We start from the raw sequence: 22,258 nt of genomic DNA on the forward strand, positions 1-22,258 counted from the left end.
GGCTGAGTGACCTCAGCATCAATTCGATGCAAAATCGAGGCTAGCCGGGCGGACTATTTCTGATTTGCTTCCTTGATCAGGGTGCTGATCTGTTCTAGCAGTTCACGCATATCGGCGCGCATCGCATCGACCGCGGCGTACAAGTCTGCCTTGGTCGCCGGCTGCTGGTCTGACGAGAGCGGCCGCACAGGCGGCGCCGTCTTTCCCGCCGACGCGCTGTCGCTCTGAGTCCCAGGTCGCTCGTCCACGCCCCAGAGACTGCCACAACCGGCTCGCCAGCGACAACGAAACCCACCCCGAGTGTGCTGTCAGTCACCGTATTGCCTTGTCACGGGGACCATCGGAGGCATTGGGGTCCGTTGCGCGGTGCTGGCGCCGGCGCTCAGATGAGACGTTCGGCCCGTGCCCACTCGTGGACGCGGGCCATCCCCTCCTCGATCGAAACCCGCGGTTGGTAGCCCAGCATCTTCTGGGCCTTCTCGATCGAATAGGTGCCGGGCCGATTGAGCAGCCACATCGTTCCGGCCGACAGGTCGGTTTTCTGGCCCAAACGGCGCAGCAGCGAGCCGAGGAGTTCGGCGGCCGGTGCGGCCACCCGGATCGGCAGCGTGTGGATCGTGCCGTCACTCATGCTCGCCATCCGGCCGAAGAAATCGGCGCACCGCACACCTTTGCCGTCGGTGATGTTGAAAATCTGGCCCACCGCGTCATCGGATGACACGGCGAGCACCATGCCGTCGACGAAGTTGTCGATGTACACCGGGGAGAAGATGCCGTTTCCGCCGTTGGGCAGCGGAAAGCCGGTCCTCTTGCGCATCTCGGCGATCGGCGAACGGACCCACACCGAGCCGGGACCCCAGACATCGCCAGGCCGGATAACGGTGACATCAATCTCGCCGGCGCCGTGCGCGGCCAGCACGACCGCCTCGGAGTTCACCTTGGTGTCGGTGTAGACGTCGCCGTTGACATGCACGGGGTAGGTCTCATCCGCACCGTCGGGGAACTCGAAGCCGTAGGCCGCCACCGAGGAAAAGTGCACGAACCGGCGGACCCCGGCGTCGATCGCCGCGCGCAGCACCCGGCTGGTGCCCAGGACGTTGACGTGCCAGGCCTGTTTCAGCGGGAACGCCGCCCCCAGCAGCGCGGCGGTGTGGATCACGGTGTCCGCCCCCTCCAGCCCCGTCGGCCCCGCCGCCCAGGTCTCGGGACGCGTGATGTCACCTGCGACCACGTCCCCTGCCGGATCGGCCGCCAGATCGACACCGCGTACCACGGCGCCGAGGGCGCGGAACCGGGCCGCCATGGCGCGGCCGATGAAGCCGTTGGCTCCGGTGATGAAGATCGTGCGACCGGACAGCGAGGGCGCGGGACGGTCGAATTCGTGTTCGCTCATTGCGATTCCATTCGTTGTGGGTGTGGTCGTCTCAAACCAGCATGCTCACCGAATTCACCGGTGTCTTGACAGCAAAGGACATGACTTTGACCGCAACGGACGATCAGCGGGTGGACTGCAGCGTGATCGGCGATGCGGTCCGTTGCCACTGCGCCCTCAGCGACGCCGGGCTCGCACCGAACCACCGTTGACACGACCGGGAGAGCACGCTTTGCTCCGCATAACCCAGTTGCCGGGCCAGATGCGTGAGCGTCATGTCGCTGTCGCGCAAGTAGCGTTCGGTCACCTCCCGCCGAACGTCGTCGACAACCGCGTTGAAGTTCGTCCCCTCGGCGGCGAGTCGGCGCCGTAATGCCTTGGGGTGCAGCCGAAACTGGTCGGCAATCACCGGAACCGTCGCCGCGCCGGTCGGCAACAGCTGGCGGATCAGTTCTCGAATCGAGGAGGCCATTGTCGGCCGTTGCCGGTCGATGACGGTGTCGAGATATTCGAGCACGACACGATGCGCCAGCTCGTCTCTGACCAGGGGGCGCTGCAGGTCCTCGCTCGGCAACCGGAATCCGCCCCTGTGCGACCCGAAGCGAGGTGTGCACGCGAAGTAGCGCAGGTAGTCTTCCCGCGGGGTCAGCGCCGGGTGCGGAAGGTCGACCACGGTGGGCGCATACCCGGCACCCAGCAGAAAGCGCAGCACCCGCAACATGACTCCCAGCGACAACTCGGTGGTCTGTGGGTGCGCCGGCGGGTGCGCGATCAGGATCTTGAACTCCAGGAATGAGGCTTCACCGCCGGGCTCGCGGCTCATCGTCGCGGCGATCGCGGGGCTGTAGGCGGCGAGGTAGTGCTCGAAAGTGTCGAGTGCCTCGGCAACCGATTTCGAGGTCCGCGCCGCCACCCCGACCGGCCCCAGGATCTCGATGCCTTGACGTTCGGCCAGCCGACGGCCGAAGTCAGGCGTTTTCGTCACTGCCGCAGCGGATTCGACCGCGTGGATCAGCGCCAGATAGGTGATAAATGCGTCGAATCGGCCGACATCGGACCGCTTCACGCCAGCGCGGGCGAGCAGCGCCTCGGGATCCGCCCCGAGTTCGCTCACCAGCGCCGGATAACCGGTCAAGGCGGTGCCACGGATCACCGACACGTCCTTTACAGTCAAGCATCCGTTCCCCGCCGTCAAGGCCCGATGGCCCCAGCGGATCGACCGCGAAATCGACTACGCGGTTATCCGGGCACCGGTCGGCTCGGCCCGGCGGGCCAGCCCCCGGACCAGAGTGCGCAGCATCCTGGTGGTGAGCAACGTCGAGCCGGGCAGCTGGGAACGGTACTGCGCCTCCCAGGTGATCGTGCAGCCTCCGGATGAGTCCGGCTCGACGGTGACGAACGCGTGGTAGCGGTTCAGACCGGGCGCCCCCTTGGCGCGGTATTCGAAGCGGTAAGGCGCCTCGGCGGCGACCACCCGCTCGACCACCGACATCCCGGCCGGGCCGCCGCTGAGCCGCCGGACCAGGCCGACACCGTCGGTATCGCCGGTGCTGAGCACCTCGGAGCGCTGGAACGGAGTCCACTGGGCCATGGACTCGTGGTCGGCCAACACCGTCCACACCTGTTCGGGCGACGCCGCACAGCGGGCGACCGCGCGGGCCCGGGTAACGGGTGGTTCTTTTCCGGTGAAGCCGAGTTCGATCAGGTTGAACGGGTCGGCGCGGTGCCGATGCCCCTTGCTCCCATGAAACAGCAGCTCGATCGAGAAGCCCATCGGATCATTGACATAGCTGGCATGCCACCAGCGGTCCAGCAGGGTGGACTTGGTGCTGTTCGGGTGTATCCCGTGGTGCTGCCCCTTGGCGACGAGCGCGTCGAGGCTCGCCCGGTCCTGAGGTCCCAGCGCGACGTTGAGGATGCCGATGTCGCTGATGTGGTAGCCGGCCGGCCATGGCTTGCCGACCGGGTCGAGGTACTGCACCACCTCGAGCAGGCTGTCACCGGCGCGCACCACGAAGGATTCGCGATCTGCCCCGGCCAGGCCCCACAGCTGCTCGTGCTCGGGGTAGTGCAGCCGGTAGTCGACTTCGGGCAGCCCCATCACGTCCACCCAGGTTCGCCGCGCCTCGGCCAGGTCGGGCACCGACAGGGTGGCGAAGCGGGCGACCGCCGGCGATCCGGTGGGGCGCGCCGCCATGCCGGCAACCACAGGGTCCGCCTCCAGGATCTCGAGCAGGGTTCCATCGGGATCCTTGACACAGACCCGGCGAGAACCGGGCTCCCCCATGGGCTCGGTGAGCGGGGGCACGCGGCGGCGAGTGAGATTCCCCAGCGTCGCGTCGAAGTCGGTGACGTGGAAGCCGAGCATCGTGTAGCCGATGTCGCACGGGCGCCAGTCCTGCGGAATCGGACGCGGGTGCGGCTTGGAAAACTCGAACAGCTCCAGCTGGAAGCCGGGTTTGCCGTCCAGCAGCCACCAGCACACGCTGGTGGCGCCCGGCACGCCCTGGACGTCCTCGGAGCCCAGCGCCGGGATGAACATGTGGGTACCGCCGGCCTCGGTGAGGCCGAAGATGTCGCGGTACCAGCGCTGGGAGTGCTGGATGTCGCGAACGCTGAGCGCGATCTGGACAAGGGGAAGGGTGGTGGTCATCTCGGGGTCCTCAGGCTAATGACTTGGCGGCGGCGATGATCCGTTCCGCGTTGGGCAGGACGGCGTACTCCAGGTGTGGCGCGAATGGGATGGTCTGCTCGACCGCCACCCGCGCGTAACGGGCGCTGGTCCCGGCTTCCAGCAGCAGCGCGGCGACCTCGCCGGTGAGCCCGCCGCGGACGTAGTCCTCGTCGGCGACGACCACCCGGCCGGTCCGGCTCACGTGCTCGACGATGGCCTCCTTGTCCAGTGGGGCCAGGGTGCGCAGGTCCAGCACGGTGGCCTCGATGCCGTCGGCGGACAGGCGCTCGGCCGCCTCGAGGCAGCGATGCACGCCGACGCCCACCGACACCAGCGTCAGGTCTCCCCCGTCGCGGCGAATTGCCGCCTGGCCGAACGGAATCGGCTCGACCCGGTCGGGCACCTCGCGGCGGACACCGGCTGCGGGCTGCACGCCGGTCAGGTCGACCGTGGACCGCTGGTCACCACCGAGGTAGTCCAGGATCTGCTGATCGAGCAGCTTGGGGGTGAGGAAAACGGTGAACTCGTCGCTGCGCACGGCCGACAGCATCAGGCCCGCCGCGTCGGCCGGCGTGGAGGGCACGACGACCTCGGTCGACGGGTAGGACGCCAGGGTGCCCCACAGCGTCTGCTCGTGCTCGCCGCCGTCGGCGTACCAGCCGCCGACCCCGGCCCGTAGCACCATGGGCACGTTCCAGCGGCCACCGGAGAAGTCCTTGAACTTCGAGCCCGCGTTGATGATCGCGGACCAGCCGACGGTGCCGAAGTCGATCATGTACAGCTCGACGACCGGACGCAGCCCTGCCATCGCCGCACCGACTCCGGCGTACATGAACGCCTGTTCGGAGATCGGGGTGTCGCGCACCCGGTCGGGTCCGAATCGACTCAGCAGCACCCGGCGCAGGATCTGGACGTCTTCGCCCCAGGTGAGCACCCGCGGATCGGCGGCCATCGCCTGCCCGAGTGCGTGGTCGACGGCCTCGTCGTAGCGCATGATGGTCATCGGTCTGCTCCTGTCTTGATGCCGAAGCCGGCCCGCTTGCCGACCCGGGCGCGTGCTTCGGTCATGGCGGCGAGCACCTCGGCTCGCTCCTGGGCTTCGATGGCGGTTGCGGCGTCCGCGCTGATCAGGGACCGGCCCCGGCGGACGGGATCCTTGCCGGCAGTGCGGCCCACGTCGTAGGCGAACCGCGCGGCGCGCTTGCCGATGCCGGCCATGGCGCGCAGTTTGTCTGTGCGCGAACCGCTTTCGGTGGCGGTCAGCCCGGAACGCAGCTCCGGCACCCAGACCGACAGCTGCTTGCGGGGGGCACGCAGCAGGCCGACCAGCGGATCGCCTTCGAAGTGGCCGCCGGGCCGGCGGCAGGTGACGTAGAGGAAGCCGGGGCCGTTACCGGAGCGGGCACGCTCGATGAGCCGCCCCGCCGCTGCGTGCACGTCGGCGACCTTGTGTCCGGCGGCGCTGGCGACCTCGAGTCCAAAGCCGCGTGCTCGGCTGATCGGGTCGGCACCGGTCTGGTCCTTGGAGTAGGTCGTGATGCCCCATTTGTTGTCTTTGCAGACGAACACCACGGGCAGGTTCCACGCGACTGCCATGTTGTAGGCCTCCATCAGCATTCCCTGGTTCATCGCGGCCTCCCCGTGGAAGGCGATCGCGACGCTGCCCGGGTGCAGCTGGGTGTGCGCGATCGCATGTCCGACGGCCAGCGGGCCGGCGGCACCGACGATGCCGTCAGCTCCGGCGCGCAGATCGGGGTCGAAGATGTGCATGTGCCCCGCCATGCCGCTGGCGATGCCCTGGTCGGAGCCCAGCACTTCGAGCATCAGGGCCTGCAGGTCGATGCCGCGACCCACCAATGGCGCGGTGTTGCGGTGGTCCAACGCTAGGGTGTCGAATTCGAATAGCTGGGTGAGGATGCCGGCGACGATGCCCTCTTCGCCGATGGCGGAGTGGTATTCGCCGGGAACCAGCCCCTCCTGCCACGCCTCGACCAGGGCCTCTTCGGCCAGACGCATCCGCACCATCATCCGGTAGACGCGGGCGGCGTCGATGGGGCTCATTCTGCGCGTTCCTTTCTTTCGTGTCTTTCGTGGAGTCCGTTGGTGCCTAGGCTCGGATCTCAAATGAGGCCCTCATGGCGGGCCCATTCTTTGGATCGGGCCATCCCCTCGTGATAGGAGACGACCGGCTTGAATCCCAAGCGGTCACGGGCCTTGTCGTTGGAGACGACATAGCGGCGGTTGAGCATGTGCAGCAGGGCCGGGCCGAGTTCGCTGCTCATACCGAGTCGACGCTGGATGCGGCCGATGGCTCCCAGAGCCGGTGCACCGATCCGGATCGGCACCGAGCGGACCTTTGCGCCGGTCCAGGACGCGACCTCGCCGAAGTACTCCCGGCAGCTAACCGCCAGCTCCTCGCCGAGGTTGAAAACCTCCCCGGCGATGCCCTCGGTGGCCAGGACCAGCACCATGGCGTCGACGAAGTTGTCGATGTAGATCACGTCGAACACGCCGGAGCCCCGTTCCGGCAAAATCAGCTGGTTGGCCTTGGCCATCGCGATCGGCTCGCGGATCCACACCGAGCCGGGGCCGTAGACGTCGGCGGGACGCACGACCACCATCTCCATGCCGCGGTTGGCGTTGGCGAGCGCGACCAACTCGGAGTTGGTCTTGGTGTCGACGTAAGTGCTCAGGCCGCCGGTCACCCTGGTCGGGTAATCCTCGGTCACGTGGTCGGGGAAATCCCACCCGTACGCGGCGATCGAGCTCAGGTGCACGAACCGGCGCACCCCCGCGTCGACCGCGGCGTCGATGACCTTCTTGGTCCCGAGCACGTTGACGTCCCAAGCGGTTTCGACCGCAACCACGGTGCTCACCAACGCCGCCAGGTGCACGACCGCGTCGACGCCGTCCAGTGCCGATGCCCAAGCGGCCGGGTCGGCAGTGCTGCCGGCGATGATTCCGTTGGCGGGATCTGCGACCAGGTCGACGCCGGTCACCCTCGCGCCGAGCTGGCGTAGCCGGGCCGCCAGGTTTGCGCCGATGAAGCCGTTGGCTCCGGTGATGAAGATCTTGCGCTGGGCGAAAAACGGTGCGGGACGCGCAGATTGGTCGGTGCTCACGACGGGTTTCCATTCGCTGGGGACGTTGTTGTCAGCCCTTAGCCTGCCCGTCCGGGCCGTCGATGTATTGACAGCAAGGGACACCTACTTGACCCGAGGGGACGCACATGCGATCGAGGCACCTGCCACCCAGCGATGAGGCGCCGAGCACGGCCATCGAAAACCCGCGGATCACCACCGGCACCACGGCGATGCCCGGCGGCCGCAAACACCCCACCCCTAGGCCAGGCGTGCGGGTTCCGCCGCGGGCTTCCGATCGCCGAACGTCCCTTACGGTCAAGCGTTTGTCCCTTACCGTCAAGACATCAGGGAGCGCCGCAGGCACGGTTGGAGTCGACAGCCCCGCCATATCCCGAAAGGACCCCACCATGACCCTGGCGACCGCACCCGCACCGGCGACCACCGCAACTGGCGCCCCGTTGCCCCTGGTGGCCCTGCCGCAGGGCGAACTGCTGACCGTCAACGAACACGACGTACCCCTGGTGCACGACGCCCTCGGCCCCGGCGTGCACTTCAAACCCCTGCGCCTGGACATCGAGAACGGCGAATGGCTGGTACTGGCCACCTTCGAACCCGGCGCCACCGTGCCGCTGCACTACCACACCGGCACCGCCGAGGTCTACACGCTCTCCGGCTGCTGGCACTACCTCGAATACCCCGACCAGCTGCAAACCGCCGGCTCCTACCTCTACGAGCCGGGCTCGTCGGTGCACACCTTCGTCACCCCCACCACCAACACCGAAGACACCGTCTTCCTGGTCCGCGTGCAAGGCGCCAACATCAACTTCACCGACGACGGCCAGTTCGACTCCATCCTCGACGCCGCCCTGATCGCCCACGTGACTCAACTGAAGGCCGAAGAGCAAAACCTCGGACCGATCAACTACATCGGCGGCGGCGCCGCCGGCCACACCACCAAGGAGGCCTGACACCCAGCAGTTCTCCCGCCAGACCCGAACCGTCGATCCCGGCGCGGCCGAGCCACTCGAGCCGCGCCGGGATTCACCGTGGGCGGCCCGGCCGCTATCACCGCCCGGTGCTCACGTTGCGAGTTCGAGCAATCTCAATGCAGATCAGGACAATTCACGCCGGGCCTGTCCGCACGACCCTAGCGGCGTGCCAAACAGGTTTAACCACATAGCATCTGCATATCCGATGCACATGATCACCCCCGACAGTGCACGAATGGTCATCCACCAGGCGCGTCACCACACGCAATCAGCAAGTAAGCAAAGAACTTTGGCCATAGCCGCGACGCGTTACATTCCCTGACGTTACGGTGACGGTGCCCGGCTCATGGTGGTCGTCGAAGCGCACACCGGATTGTGATGATCTTCAGGAGGTTTCGAATGTCGTTGGTGATCGCAGTACCCGAACTGGTGGAGGCAGCGGCAACCGAGCTGGCCGGAATCGGCTCGGCACTGGGTCAGGCCACCGCGGGCGCGGCATCCCCAACCGTGAACATCCTGGCCGCCGCAGAGGATGAGGTGTCGGCGGCGATCGCGGCGGTGTTCTCCGGGCATGCCCAGGCCTACCAGGCCGCCAGTGCCCAAGCCCAGGTTTTTCAACGCCAGTTCGCCCAGGCCCTGGCCGCCGGGGCGACCTCGTATGCAGGCGCCGAGTCCGCCGCCGCAGCGGCGTTGGCCAACCCGGCCCAAGTGGTGCCCCAGGATCTGCTAGGGGCGATCAACGCACCCGTGCTGGCACTGACCGGGCGCCCGTTGATCGGCAACGGCGCCAACGGCGCCCCGGGCACCGGGGCCGCCGGCGCCCCGGGCGGCTGGCTGCTCGGCGACGGTGGTGCGGGCGGCTCGGGTGCGCCCGGTAAGGCCGGCGGGGCCGGTGGGGCGGCCGGGTTGTGGGGCTCCGGCGGCGCCGGCGGGGCCGGCGGCAGCACCAGCAGCGGAGTCGCTGGGGCCGGGGGTGCGGGCGGGGCCGGCGGCTGGCTGCTGGGCACCGGTGGCGCCGGCGGCGCCGGCGGAGCCAGCGGTTTTTTTGCCTCCGGAACGGGTGGGGTCGGGGGGGCCGGCGGGACCGGCGGACTTCTGGGGGGCGGAGGGGTCGGCGGCGCCGGCGGGACGGCACATGGAGGGTCCACCGGGGGTGCCGGTGGGGCTGGTGGAGCGGGTGGATTGTTGTCCGGGCTGGTCGGTGCCGGTGGCGGCCATGGCGGCACCGGCGGGTCTGGCGGCGGCGCCGGAGGCGCAGGTGGGGCCGGTGGTCATGCCGGGTTGCTGGGCGGGCCAGGCGGGGCCGGCGGCGACGGCGGAACCAACGTCCTTGGCACCGGGGGCGCGGGTGGGCCCGGTGGTGCTGGCGGGTGGTTGTTCGGCAGCGGGGGTGCCGGCGGCACCGGCGGGTCCGGCTCCAATGGGGGTACAGGTGGGGCTGGCGGCGATGCGGGGCTGCTGTTCTCCAACGGCGGCACCGGCGGCACCGGCGGATTCAGCAGGTTCGGTCCCGGAGCTGACGGCGGGACCGGCGGTACCGCCGGCTGGCTGGGTAACGGCGGCACCGGCGGCACCGGCGGAAGCAGCCTGGTCGGTCGCGGAGGTGACGGTGGCGACGGCGGCACCGCCGGGCTGCTGATCGGCAACGGCGGCGCCGGCGGCACCGGCGCACAAGGCGCCACCGGCGGCGGTGCCGGCGGGACCGGTGGTAACGCGGTGCTGATCGGCAACGGCGGCAACGGCGCCATGGGTGGTACCGGCCCCACCGTCGGCGCCACCGGCGCGGGCGGCATGAGCGGACTGCTACTGGGCTTGGATGGCTACAACGCCCCCACCAGCGCCTCACCCATCCACGTCGCCCAGCAGCAGGCGCTGGCCGCGATCAACACACCCGCCCAGGCACTGACCGGACGCCCCCTGATCGGCAACGGCACCCCCGGCGCCACCGGCAGCGGCGCCGACGGCACCCCCGGCGGATGGCTGCTCGGTGACGGCGGAGCCGGCGGCTCCGGCCCAGCCGGCGGGGACGGCGGGGCTGGTGGGGCCGCCGGGCTCTGGGGCACCGGCGGCATCGGAGGTGCCGGTAGCCGCGGCGACACCGGAGGTGATGGCGGAGCCGGTGGAGCCGGTGGCTGGTTCTCCGGTGACGGCGGTGCCGGCGGTATCGGCGGCCACAGCACCGCAATTGGGGCCACGGGCGGGGCCGGTGGGACAGGTGGTGCCGGCGGGCTGTTCGGGGCCGGAGGGAACGGTGGCGCCGGCGGTGTCGGCACTTACTTTAATTCTGCGTTCGGCGGAGCCGGCGGCACAGGCGGGAGCGGTGGGCTGTTGTCCGGGCTGGTCGGCGCCGGCGGGGGCCACGGCGGCGCCGGCGGAATGACAATAGGTAATTCTGGGGCTGGTGGTGCCGGTGGGACCGGTGGCGATGCCGGGCTGCTCGGCGGGCCGGGTGGGGCCGGCGGCACCGGCGGGCCTGGCGCTTATGGTTCAGCTCACGGCGGAGCGGGTGGGGCCGGTGGGAATGCCGGATTGCTGTTCGGCAGCGGCGGCATCGGCGGCACGGGCGGATTTGGCGCCGGCGCCGGGGACGGAGGTCACGGTGGAAGCGCCGGGCTGCTGCTCTCGGGCGCCGGAGCCGGTGGCGCCGGCGGGTTCGGCATAAGCGGCCCCGGCGGTGCCGGCGGGCGTGGCGGTGACGCCGGCTGGCTAGGCGATGGCGGCGCCGGGGGCACCGGCGGAATTTCCCAGCGCGATGACGGCGGCGCCGGCGGGGCGGGCGGCGCCGCTGGACAGCTGTCGGGTGGCGGCGGCGCCGGCGGCCAAGGCGGCCAAGGCAACGTCGCCGGCACCGGCACAGGCACCGGCGGTGACGGCGGGGCCGGCGGCGACGCCGTGCTGATCGGCAACGGCGGCAACGGCGGCAACGGCGGCACCGATGACACCGGCGCACCCACCGGCAGCCCCGGCGCCGGCGGCACCGGCGGAATCCTGCTCGGCGCAGACGGAAACGACGGGCTGGGCTAGCAACCCCAAACTCGATCGGCGCGCGAACCCACGCTGATCAGGCTGCCGGGCGGATGCGCCCCGGATCACCGATATGTCCCTTGCTGTCAAGCACGTGTCCCCTGGCGTCAAGATTTGGGGTCTCCTGGCGGGCACAGTTGGAGTCATCAAGCCCAACACTCCCGAAAGGCTCCACCATGACCCTCATGACCGCTCCCGCTCCGGCTGCCACCGCCACCGGCGCACCGCTGCCGCTGGTAGCTCTGCCCCAGGGTGAGCTGCTCACCGTCAACGCCAACGACATTCCGCTGGTTCGCGATGCCCTCGGTGACGGCGTGCACTTCAAGCCGCTGCGCCTGGACATCGAGAACGGCGAGTGGGTGGTGCTGGCGACGTTCGCGCCCGGTGCGCGGATCCAGCTGCACTACCACACCGGCACCGTCGACGCCTGGACCATCAGCGGCTCCTGGCACTACATGGAATACGCCGACCAGCCGCAGACCGCCGGCTCCTACCTGTTCGAGCCCGGCTCCTCGGTGCACACGCTCGCCTGCCCGGCAACCAACACCGAAGACACCGTGGTCCTGTTCCGGGTCAGCGGCGCCAACGTCAACTTCACCGACGACGGCCAGTTCCACTCCATCCTGGACGCGGCCCTGATCGCGCACTTGACCGGTCAACTCGCCGAGGCGCAGGGGCTCGGTCCGATCACCTACATCGGTGGCGGCGCCGCCGGCATCACCGCGGGTGGTGCGTGATGCGTGCGGTTTTGATGCAGGACTCCCAGCTGCAGGTCGCCGAGGTGCCCGAGCCGGTGCCCGGCCCCGGCGAGGTGCTGGTCGATGTGCTGGCCTGTGGCATCTGCGGATCGGACCTGCACTGCGCGGCCCACGGCCCGGAATTCAACGCGGCCACCCAGGCCGCGGGTGGATTCGACATGATGGATCTCAGCCGTCCGGTGGTATTCGGACACGAGTTCGTAGGCCGCATTGCGGCCTACGGACCCGACACCGACCAACGCATCCCGGTCGGCCGCCGCGTGGTCTCGGCACCGTTTCTGCTCCGCGAGCAGAAGGTGACCCTGGGCTTCGCCGGCCCTGAGGCACCCGGAGGCTACAGCGAGCGCATGCTGCTGTCCGAACCGCTGCTGATCGAGGTGCCCGATCACGTGCCGACCGAGGTCGCCGCACTGACCGAACCACTGGCGGTGGCCTACCGCACGGTGGCCCGCGTCGACACCAGCACCGACGACGTCGCCCTGGTGGTCGGGTGCGGACCGATCGGGCTCGCCGTCATCGCGGTGCTCAAGATGAAAGGCGTCGGCCCCATCGTCGCGTCGGACTTCTCTCCCGAAAGGCGGTCCCTGGCAGCACAACTCGGTGCCGACGTGGTCCTCGACCCGAACGAGAACTCCCCGTTCGAGGCGTTCATGGCGGCCGCAGTCACCGACGACCCGGCACGAATGGCGCCCGCGCACACCGTATTCGGACAGTTGCCGCTTCGTCCCACCGTCGCGTTCGAATGCGTCGGCGTCCCCGGCCTGATCCAGCAGCTCATCGCCGGTGTCCCGCCCGGCACCCGGATCGGCGTGGCGGGCATCAACATGAGCTCGGATCACTTCGAGCCCGCCCAATGCATCGCCAAGGAACTCGACATCCGCTTCTCCCTGTACTACACGCTCGACGAGTTCGCGCAGACCTTCGCACACCTGGCCGCCGGCGATTTCGACGTGGCCCCGCTGCTGACCGGGACCGTCGCGTTGGAAGGCGTCGCCGACGCCTTCGAGCGGCTCCGGAACAACCCGCACGACGCGAAGATCCTGCTCGACCCGACGCGCTGAACACCCCGTCCCCTCTCCCGAGAAAGCTCCGACAAAATGCGCGCCCTCACCAGTCTCGACAGCATGTTTCTTGCCGCCGAAGATGGTCGAACCGTCACCAATGTGTCCAGCCTGGCGGTGATGGACCGCACCGATGAGTCCGGTAAGGAACTCACCCGGGCGGACATCGCCGAACTGTTGGCCGACCGCCTGCACCTACTGCCCCCGCTGCGCTGGCGGCTGGCCACCGTTCCGCTCGATCTGGGCCACCCGTGGTGGGTGGAGGGCGAGGTGGACCTCGACTTCCACGTCCGCGAGACGGCGGTGGTGGCCCCGGGCGACCGGGCCGCACTCGAGACGTTGGTCGCTCGGCTGTCGGCCCATCCGATGGACCGCTCCCGCCCGCTGTGGGAGGTGTATCTGATCCAGGGTCTGCAAGACGACAAGGTCGCACTGCTGACCAAGCTGCACCATGCCGCGGTGGACGGGATGTCGGGCGGGGAGGTGCTCAACGTCATGTTCGACACCACGCCGCAGGGGCGGGTGCTGCCACCGGCCCCGCGGTACCGACCTGAGAAAGAGCCCGGCCAACTCGGGATGTTGGCGCGCACCATCGTGGGCATGCCACGACGCCAATGGCAGTCCGCGGGCGCGGCTCGGCGCACGCTGACCAATTTGGATCAGATCGCAACCCTGCGCTCGATACCCGGTGTGGCGGCGGTGGGGAGCGCGATGCGACGAGCCCAAGCACCCATCCGCAGGGGGCCATCGGCACCCAGCCCCGCGACGGTGACCGCGCCCAGACTGGGTTTCAACGGCAAGATCTCCCCGCATCGGCGGGTGGCGCTGACCAGCTTGCCGCTCGAGGACGTCAAGGAGATCAAGACCCACTTCGAGGCGACGGTCAACGATGTCGTCGTCACCCTGTGCGCCGGTGCCCTGCGCCGCTGGCTCGCCGATCGCGGTGAACTTCCCGAACAGCCGCTGGTGGCGGCGATCCCGGTGTCGGTTCGCGCCGAAGCCGAGTTCGGAACGTATGGCAACAAGGTGGGCACCATGCTGGCGGCATTGCCGACCGACGTGACCGATCCGGCGATTCGCCTGCAGCGGTGCCGCAAGGAGCTGCGTGCGGCCAAACGCCGCAATGAGGCGGTGCCGGCCTCGTTGATGCGCGATGCCAATGATCTGGTCCCGCCGGTGCTGTTCGGGCCGGCGATGCGCGCGATGACGGCCGTCGCGGCCAGCGACGCGCTCTCCCCGGTCGCCAACCTCGTCATCTCCAATGTGCCGGGCCCCCGGTCGCCGCTCTACTGCGCGGGCCGACGGGTTTGCGAGCACTACCCGGTGTCCACGATCAGCGACAGCCTGGGCCTGAACGTCACGGTCTTCAGCTACACCGATCGTTTGGAAATCGGCTTGGTGGGTGACCGCTATCTGGTCAAGGACCTGGACCGCCTCGCCGATGCGTTCGGCGCGGAACTCGCTGTGCTCAAGCAGAGCGTGCGCAAGCCCCGAGGAGGCCGCAAATGAGACGGCTCAGCAGCGTTGATGCCCAATTCTTCGCGATGGAGGACGGCCGCAACCATTCTCACGTCTGTCAGCTCACCATCGTCGAGGCCACCACCACGGATGGCCTGCGACTGGACGGGCAGCGGATCCGCGGCCTGTTGGCCCAGCGCATCGACCTGATGCCGCCGTTGCGCTGGCGGGTGCGTGAGGTCCCGTTCGGCATCGACTATCCCGTGCTGGTGCAGGACGACACATTCGATCTGGATTCGCATCTCTGGGAAAGCGCGCTCCCCGTACCCGGGGATGACGAACAACTCGGCCGGGCCGTCGCCGATATCGCGTCGAGGCCGCTGGATCGGGCTCGACCGCTGTGGGAACTCCACGTGATCCACGGCCTGGCCGGCGACCGCGTCGCGCTGGTGACCAAGTTGCACCACAGCGTGATCGACGGGGTCTCGGGCATGGAGTTGCTGGGCGCGCTGCTGGACACCGTTGCCTTCCCGGACGCCGGGCCGGAGCTCGAAAAACCCCCGACCGGCACCGCGATCGGCAACGCACCCAGTGACGCCGGGCTGCTGGCACGCGCGCTCGCCTCGCTGCCCGTTCAGCCCGCGCGAATGGTGCGGGGCCTGCCGCCCATGCTGCGCCATATCGATCAACTCCCCACCATGCGCCACCTGCCCGGTGCCGCCGTGATCGCCAAAGTCGCCGACCGCGCCGAACGGCTCGCCACCCGCAACAAAGACGGTCGCAATCTGCAGCACCCTCGGGCCGCTGCCCCGAAAGTCTCCTTCGGCGGCAGGATTTCGGCACAACGGCGATTCGCATTCGGGTCGTTGCCGCTAGACCAGATCAAGGCCGCCAAGTTCGCCGTGCCCGGCGCAACCGTCAACGATGTCGTGGTCGCCGTGTGCGCCGGGGCCTTACGGCGACGCATGATCGCTCGGGGCGACGACGTGGCGACTCCCCTGGTTGCCATGGTGCCGGTGTCGGTGCGCACCGGCGAGCGACAGTACGGCAACCAGATCTCATCGATGATCGTGCCGATTCCCACCGACCAGGCCGATGCCCGCGCCCGGCTGATCTCCGCCCACCAGGTCATGCGGGCGGCCAAGGAACGGCACCGCGCCATCCCCGCCAAGCTGCTCACCGAGGCGAACCACACCGTTCCCCCGGCGCTGCTGACCCGGGCCGCCCGGGTGATCTCGATGACCACCGGCTCGGGTTGGATAAGGCCGCCATTCAACGTGACGATCTCGAACATCCCGGGATCGCCGGACCCGCTGTACTGCGCGGGAGCCCGGGTGGTGTCCCAACATCCGGTGAACGTCCTGCTCGACGGGATGGGCCTGAGCATCACCCTGCTCAGCTACCAGGACCGGCTTGACTTCGGGCTCACCGCCGATCGCGAATTGCTGCCCGACGTCTGGCACCTCGCCGACGAACTGGCGGCCGAACTGAGTGCCCTGGCCGCCGAGGTTGGCGCGCCGAGGAATCCGGTGGCCGATGGTGCACCCACGGGTACGACGGGCCGGCCAACGGCCAAACCCGGTGCGATCCCCCGCTGAACGAACTTGGTGGGCGCGGACGGTATCGAACCGCCGACCGCTGGTGTGTAAAACCAGAGCTCTACCACTGAGCTACGCGCCCTATGCCCGCCGCAGGCTACACGCCCGAGACGTCAACACCCAAAAACCTTGGCCCGCTCAGGCCTGTAATGCCGCCAACGCATCCGTCCACAGCCGCTGATCGCGGGCCTCACCGGGCTGCTTCATCTCGGCGAACCGAATGATCCCCGCCCGGTCGACCACGAAAGTCCCGCGGTTGGAGATGCCGGCTGTGTCGTTGAACACACCGTAGGCCTGGCTGACCGCGCCGTGCGGCCAGAAATCCGACAGCACCGGGAAGGTGAACCCGCTTTGGGTGGCCCAGATCTTGTGGGTGGGTGGTGGCCCCACCGAAATCGCGACCGCCGCGGTGTCGTCGTTCTCGAACTGCGGCAGATGGTCACGAATCTGGTCCAACTCGCCCTGACAGATCCCGGTGAAGGCCAGCGGGAAGAACACCAGCAGCACGTTCTTGGCGCCGCGGTAGTCGCTGAGCGTGACCGGCTGCTGATTCTGGTCACGCAGCGTGAAGTCCGGAGCGGTGGCTCCGACTTCGAGCATCAGCGCTTCCCGGCCCGCGACTTGGGCTGAACCAGCCGACTGGCAGCCCAGTTACCCAGGTTGACCGACGACGTCGGCATCAGCCCCGCGGTGGGGGCCGCCTCCGCGATGTCGGCCGGCAGCACGTGGCCGGGCTGGCCGGTCTTGGGTGTCAGCACCCAGATCACGCCATCCTCGGCAAGCGGGCTGATTGCGTCCATCAGAGTGTCGACCAGATCCCCGTCGCTGTCTCGCCACCACAGCAGCACGACGTCGACCACCTCATCGGTGTCTTCATCGAGCATTTCGCTGCCGCAGGCTTCCTCGACGGCAGCGCGGATCTCATCGTCGGTATCTTCGTCCCAGCCCCACTCCTGGACGACTTGGTCTCGTTGGATGTCCAGTTTGCGAGCGTAGCTCGGGGCGTGATCCGCCGCGACCACCGTGGAACCTCCCTTTTCCTTCACACAAAGTGCGATTCGCACTATCGTCGCACAAACCTGATCGAACCAATACGGCTACCTCAGTAGGAAGCCATGCAGAGCTTCAAAGCCTTGGTCTTGGTGTCGTTGAGCTGATCGACTCTTCTGTTGAACTCCCCCGTCGGCGCATGCGTGCCGATCGCGTTGGCCACCGAACGCGCCGCGTCCGTGTAGGCATTGAACGCGTCGCGCATCTCCGGTGACAGCGCCTCGTTGAGTGCGCTGGAAACCGAGGAAGCGCTGTTGTTGAGCGCTTCGATGGCCGGGCCTTCGGCCGGACCGGTGCTGCGTCCGGCATTGAACGCACCGACGAACTCGTTCACCTTGTCGATGGCTTCCTTGCTGGTGGTGGCGAGGGTTTCGCACGAGGTGCGAATCGCCTTGGTGGTCAGCGACTGTTGCCGCTGGGACTCGCGCACGCTCGAGGTCGCCGCGGAGGCCGAAATCGACAGCGATACCGATGAGCGGTAGGCCGGAGCCACCTTGGTGTCCGGGGTGGCCGTACCGTCGGTGACGCTGGTGCATCCCACGATGCCGATCAGCAGCACCGCGATACAACCGAGTGCCTGGGCACCTCGCCGGGCGCGCGAACCAGAGAAAGCCCCCCCGTGCCTGCGAGGAACGGCACGCCATCCGATGAGCACGGCTAGTGACGTTACCGGGTCGGGGCTCCGACTGGCTTCAACGCACCCAATTCGTTGTCACAGAGGGCATCGGAGGCATCTCGCGGCATCGACTGGACGGCGGCTATCTACTCGAAACGTCGGTGCGGCACGATAGGAGGACGATCACCCCACCCGATAGCCCGCCAACTACAGGAGCGGAAGTTTGACCACCGAGTTCGTCCGCCACGATCTTGCCAAAACCTCAAGCAGCGCAAGCGAACCCGACCGCGTTCGGGTCATTCGCGAAGGCGTGGCGTCCTACCTGCCCGATATTGACCCCGAGGAAACTTCGGAATGGCTGGAGTCATTCGACGCACTCTTGGAGCACTCCGGACCGGCGCGGGCGCGCTATTTGATGCTGCGACTGCTCGAGCGGGCAGGCGAACAGCGCGTCGCCATCCCGTCATTGACCTCAACGGATTACGTCAACACCATCCCCACCGAGTTGGAGCCGTGGTTCCCCGGCGATGAGGATGTCGAGCGCCGCTACCGGACCTGGATCAGGTGGAACGCGGCAATCATGGTGCACCGCGCACAACGCCCGGGCGTCGGCGTCGGTGGCCACATTTCGACCTACGCTTCGTCCGCGGCCCTCTACGAGGTCGGCTTCAACCACTTCTTCCGCGGCAAATCGCATCCCGGCGGCGGAGACCAGGTGTTCATCCAGGGCCATGCCTCCCCCGGCATTTACGCCCGCGCGTTCCTGGAAGGACGACTGACCGCCGAAAAGCTGGACGGCTTCCGGCAGGAACACAGCCACCCCGGCGGCGGGCTACCGTCCTACCCGCACCCACGGCTGATGCCCGACTTCTGGGAATTCCCGACCGTATCGATGGGCCTGGGCCCGCTCAACGCCATCTACCAGGCGCGGTTCAACCACTACCTGCACGACCGCGGCATCAAGGACACCTCCGATCAGCACGTGTGGTGTTTCTTGGGCGACGGCGAGATGGACGAGCCGGAGAGCCGCGGGCTGGCCCACATGGGCGCCCTGGAAGGCCTGGACAACCTGACCTTCGTGATCAACTGCAATCTGCAACGCCTGGACGGCCCGGTCCGCGGCAACGGCAAGATCATCCAGGAGCTGGAGTCCTTCTTCCGCGGCGCGGGCTGGAACGTCATCAAGGTGGTCTGGGGCCGCGAATGGGATGCGCTGCTGCACGCCGACCGCGACGGCGCGCTGGTGAACCTGATGAACAGCACCCCCGACGGCGACTACCAGACCTACAAGGCCAACGACGGCGCCTACGTGCGCGATCACTTCTTTGGCCGCGACCCCCGGACCAAGGCCCTGGTGGCCAACATGAGCGACCAGGAGATCTGGAACCTCAAGCGTGGCGGCCACGACTACCGCAAGGTCTATGCCGCCTACCGCGCCGCCGTCGACCACAAGGGTCAGCCGACGGTGATCCTGGCCAAGACCATCAAGGGCTATTCGCTTGGCGCACACTTCCAGGGCCGCAATGCCACGCACCAGATGAAAAAGCTTGCCCTCGCCGACCTCAAGCGGTTCCGGGATTCGATGCGCATCCCGATCAGCGACGCCCAGCTCGACGAGGACCCCTACCTACCGCCCTACTACCACCCGGGCTCGGACGCCCCGGAGATCCGCTACATGCTGGACCGGCGCCGCACCCTGGGCGGGTTCCTGCCCGAGCGCCCGACCAAGACCAAGGCCCTGACCCTGCCCGGCCCCGACGCCTACAAGGTGCTCAAGAAGGGGTCCGGACAACAAGAGGTCGCCACCACCATGGCCCTGGTCCGCACCTTCAAAGAACTGTTGCGCGACAAGAACATCGGGAATCGGATTGTCCCGATCATTCCCGACGAGGCCCGCACCTTCGGGATGGACTCCTGGTTCCCGTCGCTCAAGATCTACAACCGCAATGGGCAGCTGTACACCGCCGTCGACGCGGAACTGATGCTGGCGTACAAGGAAAGCCACATCGGCCAGATCCTGCACGAGGGCATCAACGAAGCCGGGTCGGTGGGCTCCTTCACCGCGGCCGGCACCTCGTATGCGACCCACAACGAGCCGATGATCCCGATCTACATCTTCTATTCGATGTTCGGGTTCCAGCGCACCGGCGACAGCTTTTGGGCCGCGGCCGACCAGATGGCGCGCGGGTTCGTGCTGGGTGCGACCGCTGGGCGCACCACGCTGACCGGTGAGGGTCTGCAACATGCCGATGGCCACTCGCTGCTGCTGGCCGCGACCAATCCGGCGGTGGTCTCCTACGACCCGGCGTTTGCCTACGAGCTCGCCTACATCATTGAAAATGGCCTGTCTCGGATGTTCGGGGAGAACCCGGAGAACATCTACTTCTACATCACCGTCTACAACGAGCCGTATGTGCAGCCAGCGGAGCCGGAGAACTTCGATCCCGAGGGCGTGCTGCGCGGCATGTACCGCTACCGTGCGGCGACCCAACAGTGCGCGCACAAGGCTCAGCTGCTGGCTTCCGGGGTGTCGATGCCCGACGCGCTGAAGGCGGCGCAGATGCTGGCCGACGAGTGGGACGTCGCGACCGACGTGTGGTCGGTGACCAGTTGGAGCGAGCTGAACCGCGACGGGGTGTCCATCGAACGTCACCGGCTGCGTCACCCCGGTGAACCCGCCGGTGTCGCCTACGTGACGACGGCGCTGGAAGGCACCAGCGGCCCGGTGGTCGCGGTATCGGACTGGATGCGCGCGGTTCCCGAGCAGATCCGGCCCTGGGTGCCCGGGACCTACGTCACCCTGGGCACCGACGGGTTCGGTTTCTCCGACACCCGGCCCGCCGCCCGCCGCTACTTCAACACCGATGCCGAGTCACAGGTGGTCGCGGTGCTCGAGGCGCTGGCCCGCGACGGTGAGATCGATGAGTCGGTGGCCGTCACCGCCGCCCGTCAGTACCGGATCGATGATGTGCAGGCCGCGCCGAAGCAGACCTCGGATTCCGGCGTCGCATAACCCCCGGCCGTTCGCCGCCGTGCGTCACGCCAGTGTGACGCACGGCGACGACCGCCACGCTGGCGTGACGATCGACGCCCGGCTCGCAAAACTTTTAGCAGGTTCTTCTAGAAATCAGGCGTAGCTTTTAGGCGTGAACGACAACCAGTTTTCCGCGATCGCGCGACTTGGGTCTGCAAGATCGCCGCTGGAACTCCTGGAAACCGTGCCCGATTCCCTGCTGCGGCGGTTGAAGCAGTACTCCGGCCGGCTGGCCACCGAGGCGGTCTCGGCCATGCAGGAGCGGCTGCCGTTCTTCGCTGACCTGGAAGCCTCCCAGCGCGCCAGCGTGGCACTGGTGGTGCAGACGGCAGTGGTGAACTTCGCCGAGTGGATGCAGAATCCGCGCAGCGACGTCAGCTACACCGCGCAGGCGTTCGAACTGGTACCCCAGGACCTGACCCGACGCATCGCGCTGCGCCACACCGTGGACATGGTGCGCGTCACCATGGAGTTCTTCGAGGAAGTGGTGCCGCTGCTGGCCCGATCCGAAGAACAGCTGACCGCCCTGACGGTGGGCATCCTGAAATACAGCCGGGATCTGGCCTTCACCGCCGCCTCGGCCTATGCCGACGCCGCCGAAGCGCGCGGCACCTGGGACAGCCGGATGGAGGCCAGCGTGGTCGACGCGGTGGTACGCGGCGACACGGGTCCGGAACTACTGTCGCGGGCGGCGGCACTGAACTGGGACACGACCGCTCCGGCGACGGTGGTCGTGGGCACGCCGGCATCGGCGCGCGACGGCTCCGACGGCAGCGAGCGGGCCATCCAGGACGTCCGGGACGCCGCCGCCCAGCACGGCCGAGCGGCGCTGACCGACGTGCACGGCACCTGGCTGGTGGCGATCGTGTCCGGCCACCTGTCCCCCACCGACAAAGTCTTTAAAGACCTATTGGAGGCCTTTTCCGACGGGCCCGTGGTGATCGGCCCCACCGCCCCCATGCTGACGGCGGCCTATCACAGCGCCAGCGAGGCGATTTCAGGCATGAATGCGGTGGCGGGCTGGCGCGGAGCCCCGCGCCCCGTGCTGGCCCGGGAATTGCTGCCCGAACGAGCCCTGATGGGTGACGCGTCGGCCATCGTGGCGCTGCACACCGACGTGATGCGGCCGCTGGCCGATGCCGGTCCAACGCTGATCGAGACACTGGACGCTTACTTAGATTGTGGCGGTGCTATTGAGGCTTGTGCCAGGAAGTTGTTCGTTCATCCAAACACCATCCGCTACCGACTCAAGCGGATCACCGATTTCACCGGGCGTGATCCGACTCAGCCACGCGATGCCTATGTCCTTCGAGTGGCCGCGACGGTGGGCCAACTGAACTACCCAACGCCGCCGTCGGGCGCCGCCAACAACACCATCACGCCGGTTCCACTCCCGGTCAGAAGGGGTACGGAAGGGCCATAAAGACCCGACCTGAGCCAATAGTGACCTAGAGCACAAGTCGCGGGGCGATCTCAAACATGTAGCTTACCGAGCTGTTTTGTAGGGTCCCCACAAAAACCTAAGACGAGGTTCATAATCT

Annotated in this window: 18 protein-coding genes and 1 tRNA gene; 8 read left to right on the forward strand and 11 right to left on the reverse strand. The window is 68.0% G+C overall.

What is annotated here, in order from left to right; genetic code table 11:
• Positions 1-53: 53 nt before the first annotated feature.
• The 7 genes from CCUG20998_RS16035 to CCUG20998_RS16065 all read right to left on the reverse strand — a co-directional run bounded on the left by CCUG20998_RS16035 (position 54) and on the right by CCUG20998_RS16065 (position 7,168).
• Entirely contained in the window at positions 54-248 is a 195-nt protein-coding gene (locus tag CCUG20998_RS16035; protein WP_012394971.1) for a hypothetical protein, read from the reverse strand.
• A gap of 134 nt (positions 249-382) precedes the next feature.
• Entirely contained in the window at positions 383-1,393 is a 1,011-nt protein-coding gene (locus CCUG20998_RS16040) for an NAD-dependent epimerase/dehydratase family protein (RefSeq protein ID WP_012394972.1), read from the reverse strand.
• A 103-nt stretch (positions 1,394-1,496) separates the two neighbouring features.
• Positions 1,497-2,531, reverse strand: a complete 1,035-nt coding sequence (locus tag CCUG20998_RS16045; RefSeq protein ID WP_012394973.1) for an AraC family transcriptional regulator — start codon at positions 2,529-2,531, stop codon at positions 1,497-1,499.
• A gap of 72 nt (positions 2,532-2,603) precedes the next feature.
• Positions 2,604-4,025 carry an SRPBCC family protein gene (locus CCUG20998_RS16050; protein ID WP_012394974.1) on the reverse strand — a complete coding sequence of 474 codons (1,422 nt, stop codon included), beginning with the start codon at positions 4,023-4,025 and terminating at the stop codon, positions 2,604-2,606.
• Positions 4,026-4,035: 10 nt separating this feature from the next.
• The gene (locus tag CCUG20998_RS16055; RefSeq protein ID WP_020730634.1) at positions 4,036-5,049 is read right to left on the reverse strand and encodes an alpha-ketoacid dehydrogenase subunit beta; all 1,014 of its coding nucleotides are present in this window, start codon (positions 5,047-5,049) and stop codon (positions 4,036-4,038) included.
• Entirely contained in the window at positions 5,046-6,107 is a 1,062-nt protein-coding gene (locus tag CCUG20998_RS16060) for a thiamine pyrophosphate-dependent enzyme (protein WP_012394976.1), read from the reverse strand. Before CCUG20998_RS16060 ends, CCUG20998_RS16055 begins: the two co-directional genes overlap by 4 nt.
• A 59-nt stretch (positions 6,108-6,166) precedes the next feature.
• A complete protein-coding gene (locus tag CCUG20998_RS16065) occupies positions 6,167-7,168 on the reverse strand; it encodes an NAD-dependent epimerase/dehydratase family protein (protein ID WP_020730633.1) in 1,002 nt (333 codons plus the stop codon).
• Between the two features lie 368 nt (positions 7,169-7,536).
• On the opposite strand from CCUG20998_RS16065, the gene CCUG20998_RS16070 reads away from it, so the two are divergent.
• The 6 genes from CCUG20998_RS16070 (at position 7,537) to CCUG20998_RS16095 (ending at position 16,017) form a co-directional block, all read left to right on the forward strand.
• Positions 7,537-8,097: a 2,4'-dihydroxyacetophenone dioxygenase family protein gene (locus CCUG20998_RS16070; RefSeq protein ID WP_012394978.1), complete on the forward strand. Its 561-nt coding sequence runs from the start codon at positions 7,537-7,539 to the stop codon at positions 8,095-8,097.
• A gap of 420 nt (positions 8,098-8,517) precedes the next feature.
• The gene (locus tag CCUG20998_RS16075; RefSeq protein WP_038579980.1) at positions 8,518-11,142 is read left to right on the forward strand and encodes a PE family protein; all 2,625 of its coding nucleotides are present in this window, start codon (positions 8,518-8,520) and stop codon (positions 11,140-11,142) included.
• A 176-nt stretch (positions 11,143-11,318) separates the two neighbouring features.
• Positions 11,319-11,879 (forward strand): 2,4'-dihydroxyacetophenone dioxygenase family protein, encoded by a 561-nt coding sequence (locus CCUG20998_RS16080; protein WP_012394980.1) that lies wholly within the window; start codon positions 11,319-11,321, stop codon positions 11,877-11,879.
• Positions 11,879-12,961, forward strand: coding sequence for a zinc-binding dehydrogenase (locus CCUG20998_RS16085; protein ID WP_020730631.1), 1,083 nt, complete (start codon positions 11,879-11,881; stop codon positions 12,959-12,961). Before CCUG20998_RS16080 ends, CCUG20998_RS16085 begins: the two co-directional genes overlap by 1 nt.
• Positions 12,962-12,997: 36 nt before the next feature.
• Positions 12,998-14,470, forward strand: coding sequence for a WS/DGAT/MGAT family O-acyltransferase (locus tag CCUG20998_RS16090; protein WP_020725697.1), 1,473 nt, complete (start codon positions 12,998-13,000; stop codon positions 14,468-14,470).
• Positions 14,467-16,017, forward strand: a complete 1,551-nt coding sequence (locus tag CCUG20998_RS16095) for a WS/DGAT/MGAT family O-acyltransferase (RefSeq protein ID WP_038579982.1) — start codon at positions 14,467-14,469, stop codon at positions 16,015-16,017. Before CCUG20998_RS16090 ends, CCUG20998_RS16095 begins: the two co-directional genes overlap by 4 nt.
• Positions 16,018-16,024: 7 nt before the next feature.
• Here CCUG20998_RS16095 and CCUG20998_RS16100 read toward each other — a convergent pair.
• The 4 genes from CCUG20998_RS16100 to CCUG20998_RS16115 form a co-directional block, all read right to left on the reverse strand.
• A tRNA-Val gene (locus tag CCUG20998_RS16100) sits at positions 16,025-16,099 on the reverse strand.
• A gap of 56 nt (positions 16,100-16,155) precedes the next feature.
• Positions 16,156-16,617 carry a peroxiredoxin gene (locus CCUG20998_RS16105; RefSeq protein WP_011739492.1) on the reverse strand — a complete coding sequence of 154 codons (462 nt, stop codon included), beginning with the start codon at positions 16,615-16,617 and terminating at the stop codon, positions 16,156-16,158.
• Positions 16,617-17,039, reverse strand: a complete 423-nt coding sequence (locus tag CCUG20998_RS16110; RefSeq protein WP_015356256.1) for a DUF3052 domain-containing protein — start codon at positions 17,037-17,039, stop codon at positions 16,617-16,619. The genes CCUG20998_RS16105 and CCUG20998_RS16110 overlap by 1 nt, the downstream gene beginning before the upstream one ends.
• A gap of 80 nt (positions 17,040-17,119) precedes the next feature.
• Positions 17,120-17,722, reverse strand: coding sequence for a hypothetical protein (locus tag CCUG20998_RS16115; protein ID WP_094357065.1), 603 nt, complete (start codon positions 17,720-17,722; stop codon positions 17,120-17,122).
• 184 nt (positions 17,723-17,906) lie between these two features.
• Between CCUG20998_RS16115 and aceE the strand changes: the two genes are divergently transcribed.
• Positions 17,907-20,696, forward strand: a complete 2,790-nt coding sequence (gene aceE / locus CCUG20998_RS16120; RefSeq protein ID WP_020730628.1) for a pyruvate dehydrogenase (acetyl-transferring), homodimeric type — start codon at positions 17,907-17,909, stop codon at positions 20,694-20,696.
• A 133-nt stretch (positions 20,697-20,829) separates the two neighbouring features.
• Positions 20,830-22,140 (forward strand): PucR family transcriptional regulator, encoded by a 1,311-nt coding sequence (locus tag CCUG20998_RS16125; RefSeq protein ID WP_012394986.1) that lies wholly within the window; start codon positions 20,830-20,832, stop codon positions 22,138-22,140.
• Positions 22,141-22,258: the final 118 nt, after the last annotated feature.

The organism is Mycobacterium marinum, from assembly GCF_003391395.1.
GTDB lineage: Bacteria > Actinomycetota > Actinomycetes > Mycobacteriales > Mycobacteriaceae > Mycobacterium > Mycobacterium marinum.

Bases quoted from the DNA above. Each gene is read 5' to 3' on its own strand.
- CCUG20998_RS16075 (WP_038579980.1), top strand. From the start codon at position 8,518: ATGTCGTTGGTGATCGCAGTACCCGAACTGGTGGAGGCAGCGGCAACC.
- CCUG20998_RS16105 (WP_011739492.1), bottom strand. From the start codon at position 16,617: ATGCTCGAAGTCGGAGCCACCGCTCCGGACTTCACGCTGCGTGACCAG.
- CCUG20998_RS16060 (WP_012394976.1), bottom strand. From the start codon at position 6,107: ATGAGCCCCATCGACGCCGCCCGCGTCTACCGGATGATGGTGCGGATG.
- CCUG20998_RS16040 (WP_012394972.1), bottom strand. From the start codon at position 1,393: ATGAGCGAACACGAATTCGACCGTCCCGCGCCCTCGCTGTCCGGTCGC.
- CCUG20998_RS16095 (WP_038579982.1), top strand. From the start codon at position 14,467: ATGAGACGGCTCAGCAGCGTTGATGCCCAATTCTTCGCGATGGAGGAC.
- CCUG20998_RS16085 (WP_020730631.1), top strand. From the start codon at position 11,879: ATGCGTGCGGTTTTGATGCAGGACTCCCAGCTGCAGGTCGCCGAGGTG.
- CCUG20998_RS16050 (WP_012394974.1), bottom strand. From the start codon at position 4,025: ATGACCACCACCCTTCCCCTTGTCCAGATCGCGCTCAGCGTTCGCGAC.
- CCUG20998_RS16070 (WP_012394978.1), top strand. From the start codon at position 7,537: ATGACCCTGGCGACCGCACCCGCACCGGCGACCACCGCAACTGGCGCC.
- CCUG20998_RS16090 (WP_020725697.1), top strand. From the start codon at position 12,998: ATGCGCGCCCTCACCAGTCTCGACAGCATGTTTCTTGCCGCCGAAGAT.
- CCUG20998_RS16080 (WP_012394980.1), top strand. From the start codon at position 11,319: ATGACCCTCATGACCGCTCCCGCTCCGGCTGCCACCGCCACCGGCGCA.
- CCUG20998_RS16055 (WP_020730634.1), bottom strand. From the start codon at position 5,049: ATGACCATCATGCGCTACGACGAGGCCGTCGACCACGCACTCGGGCAG.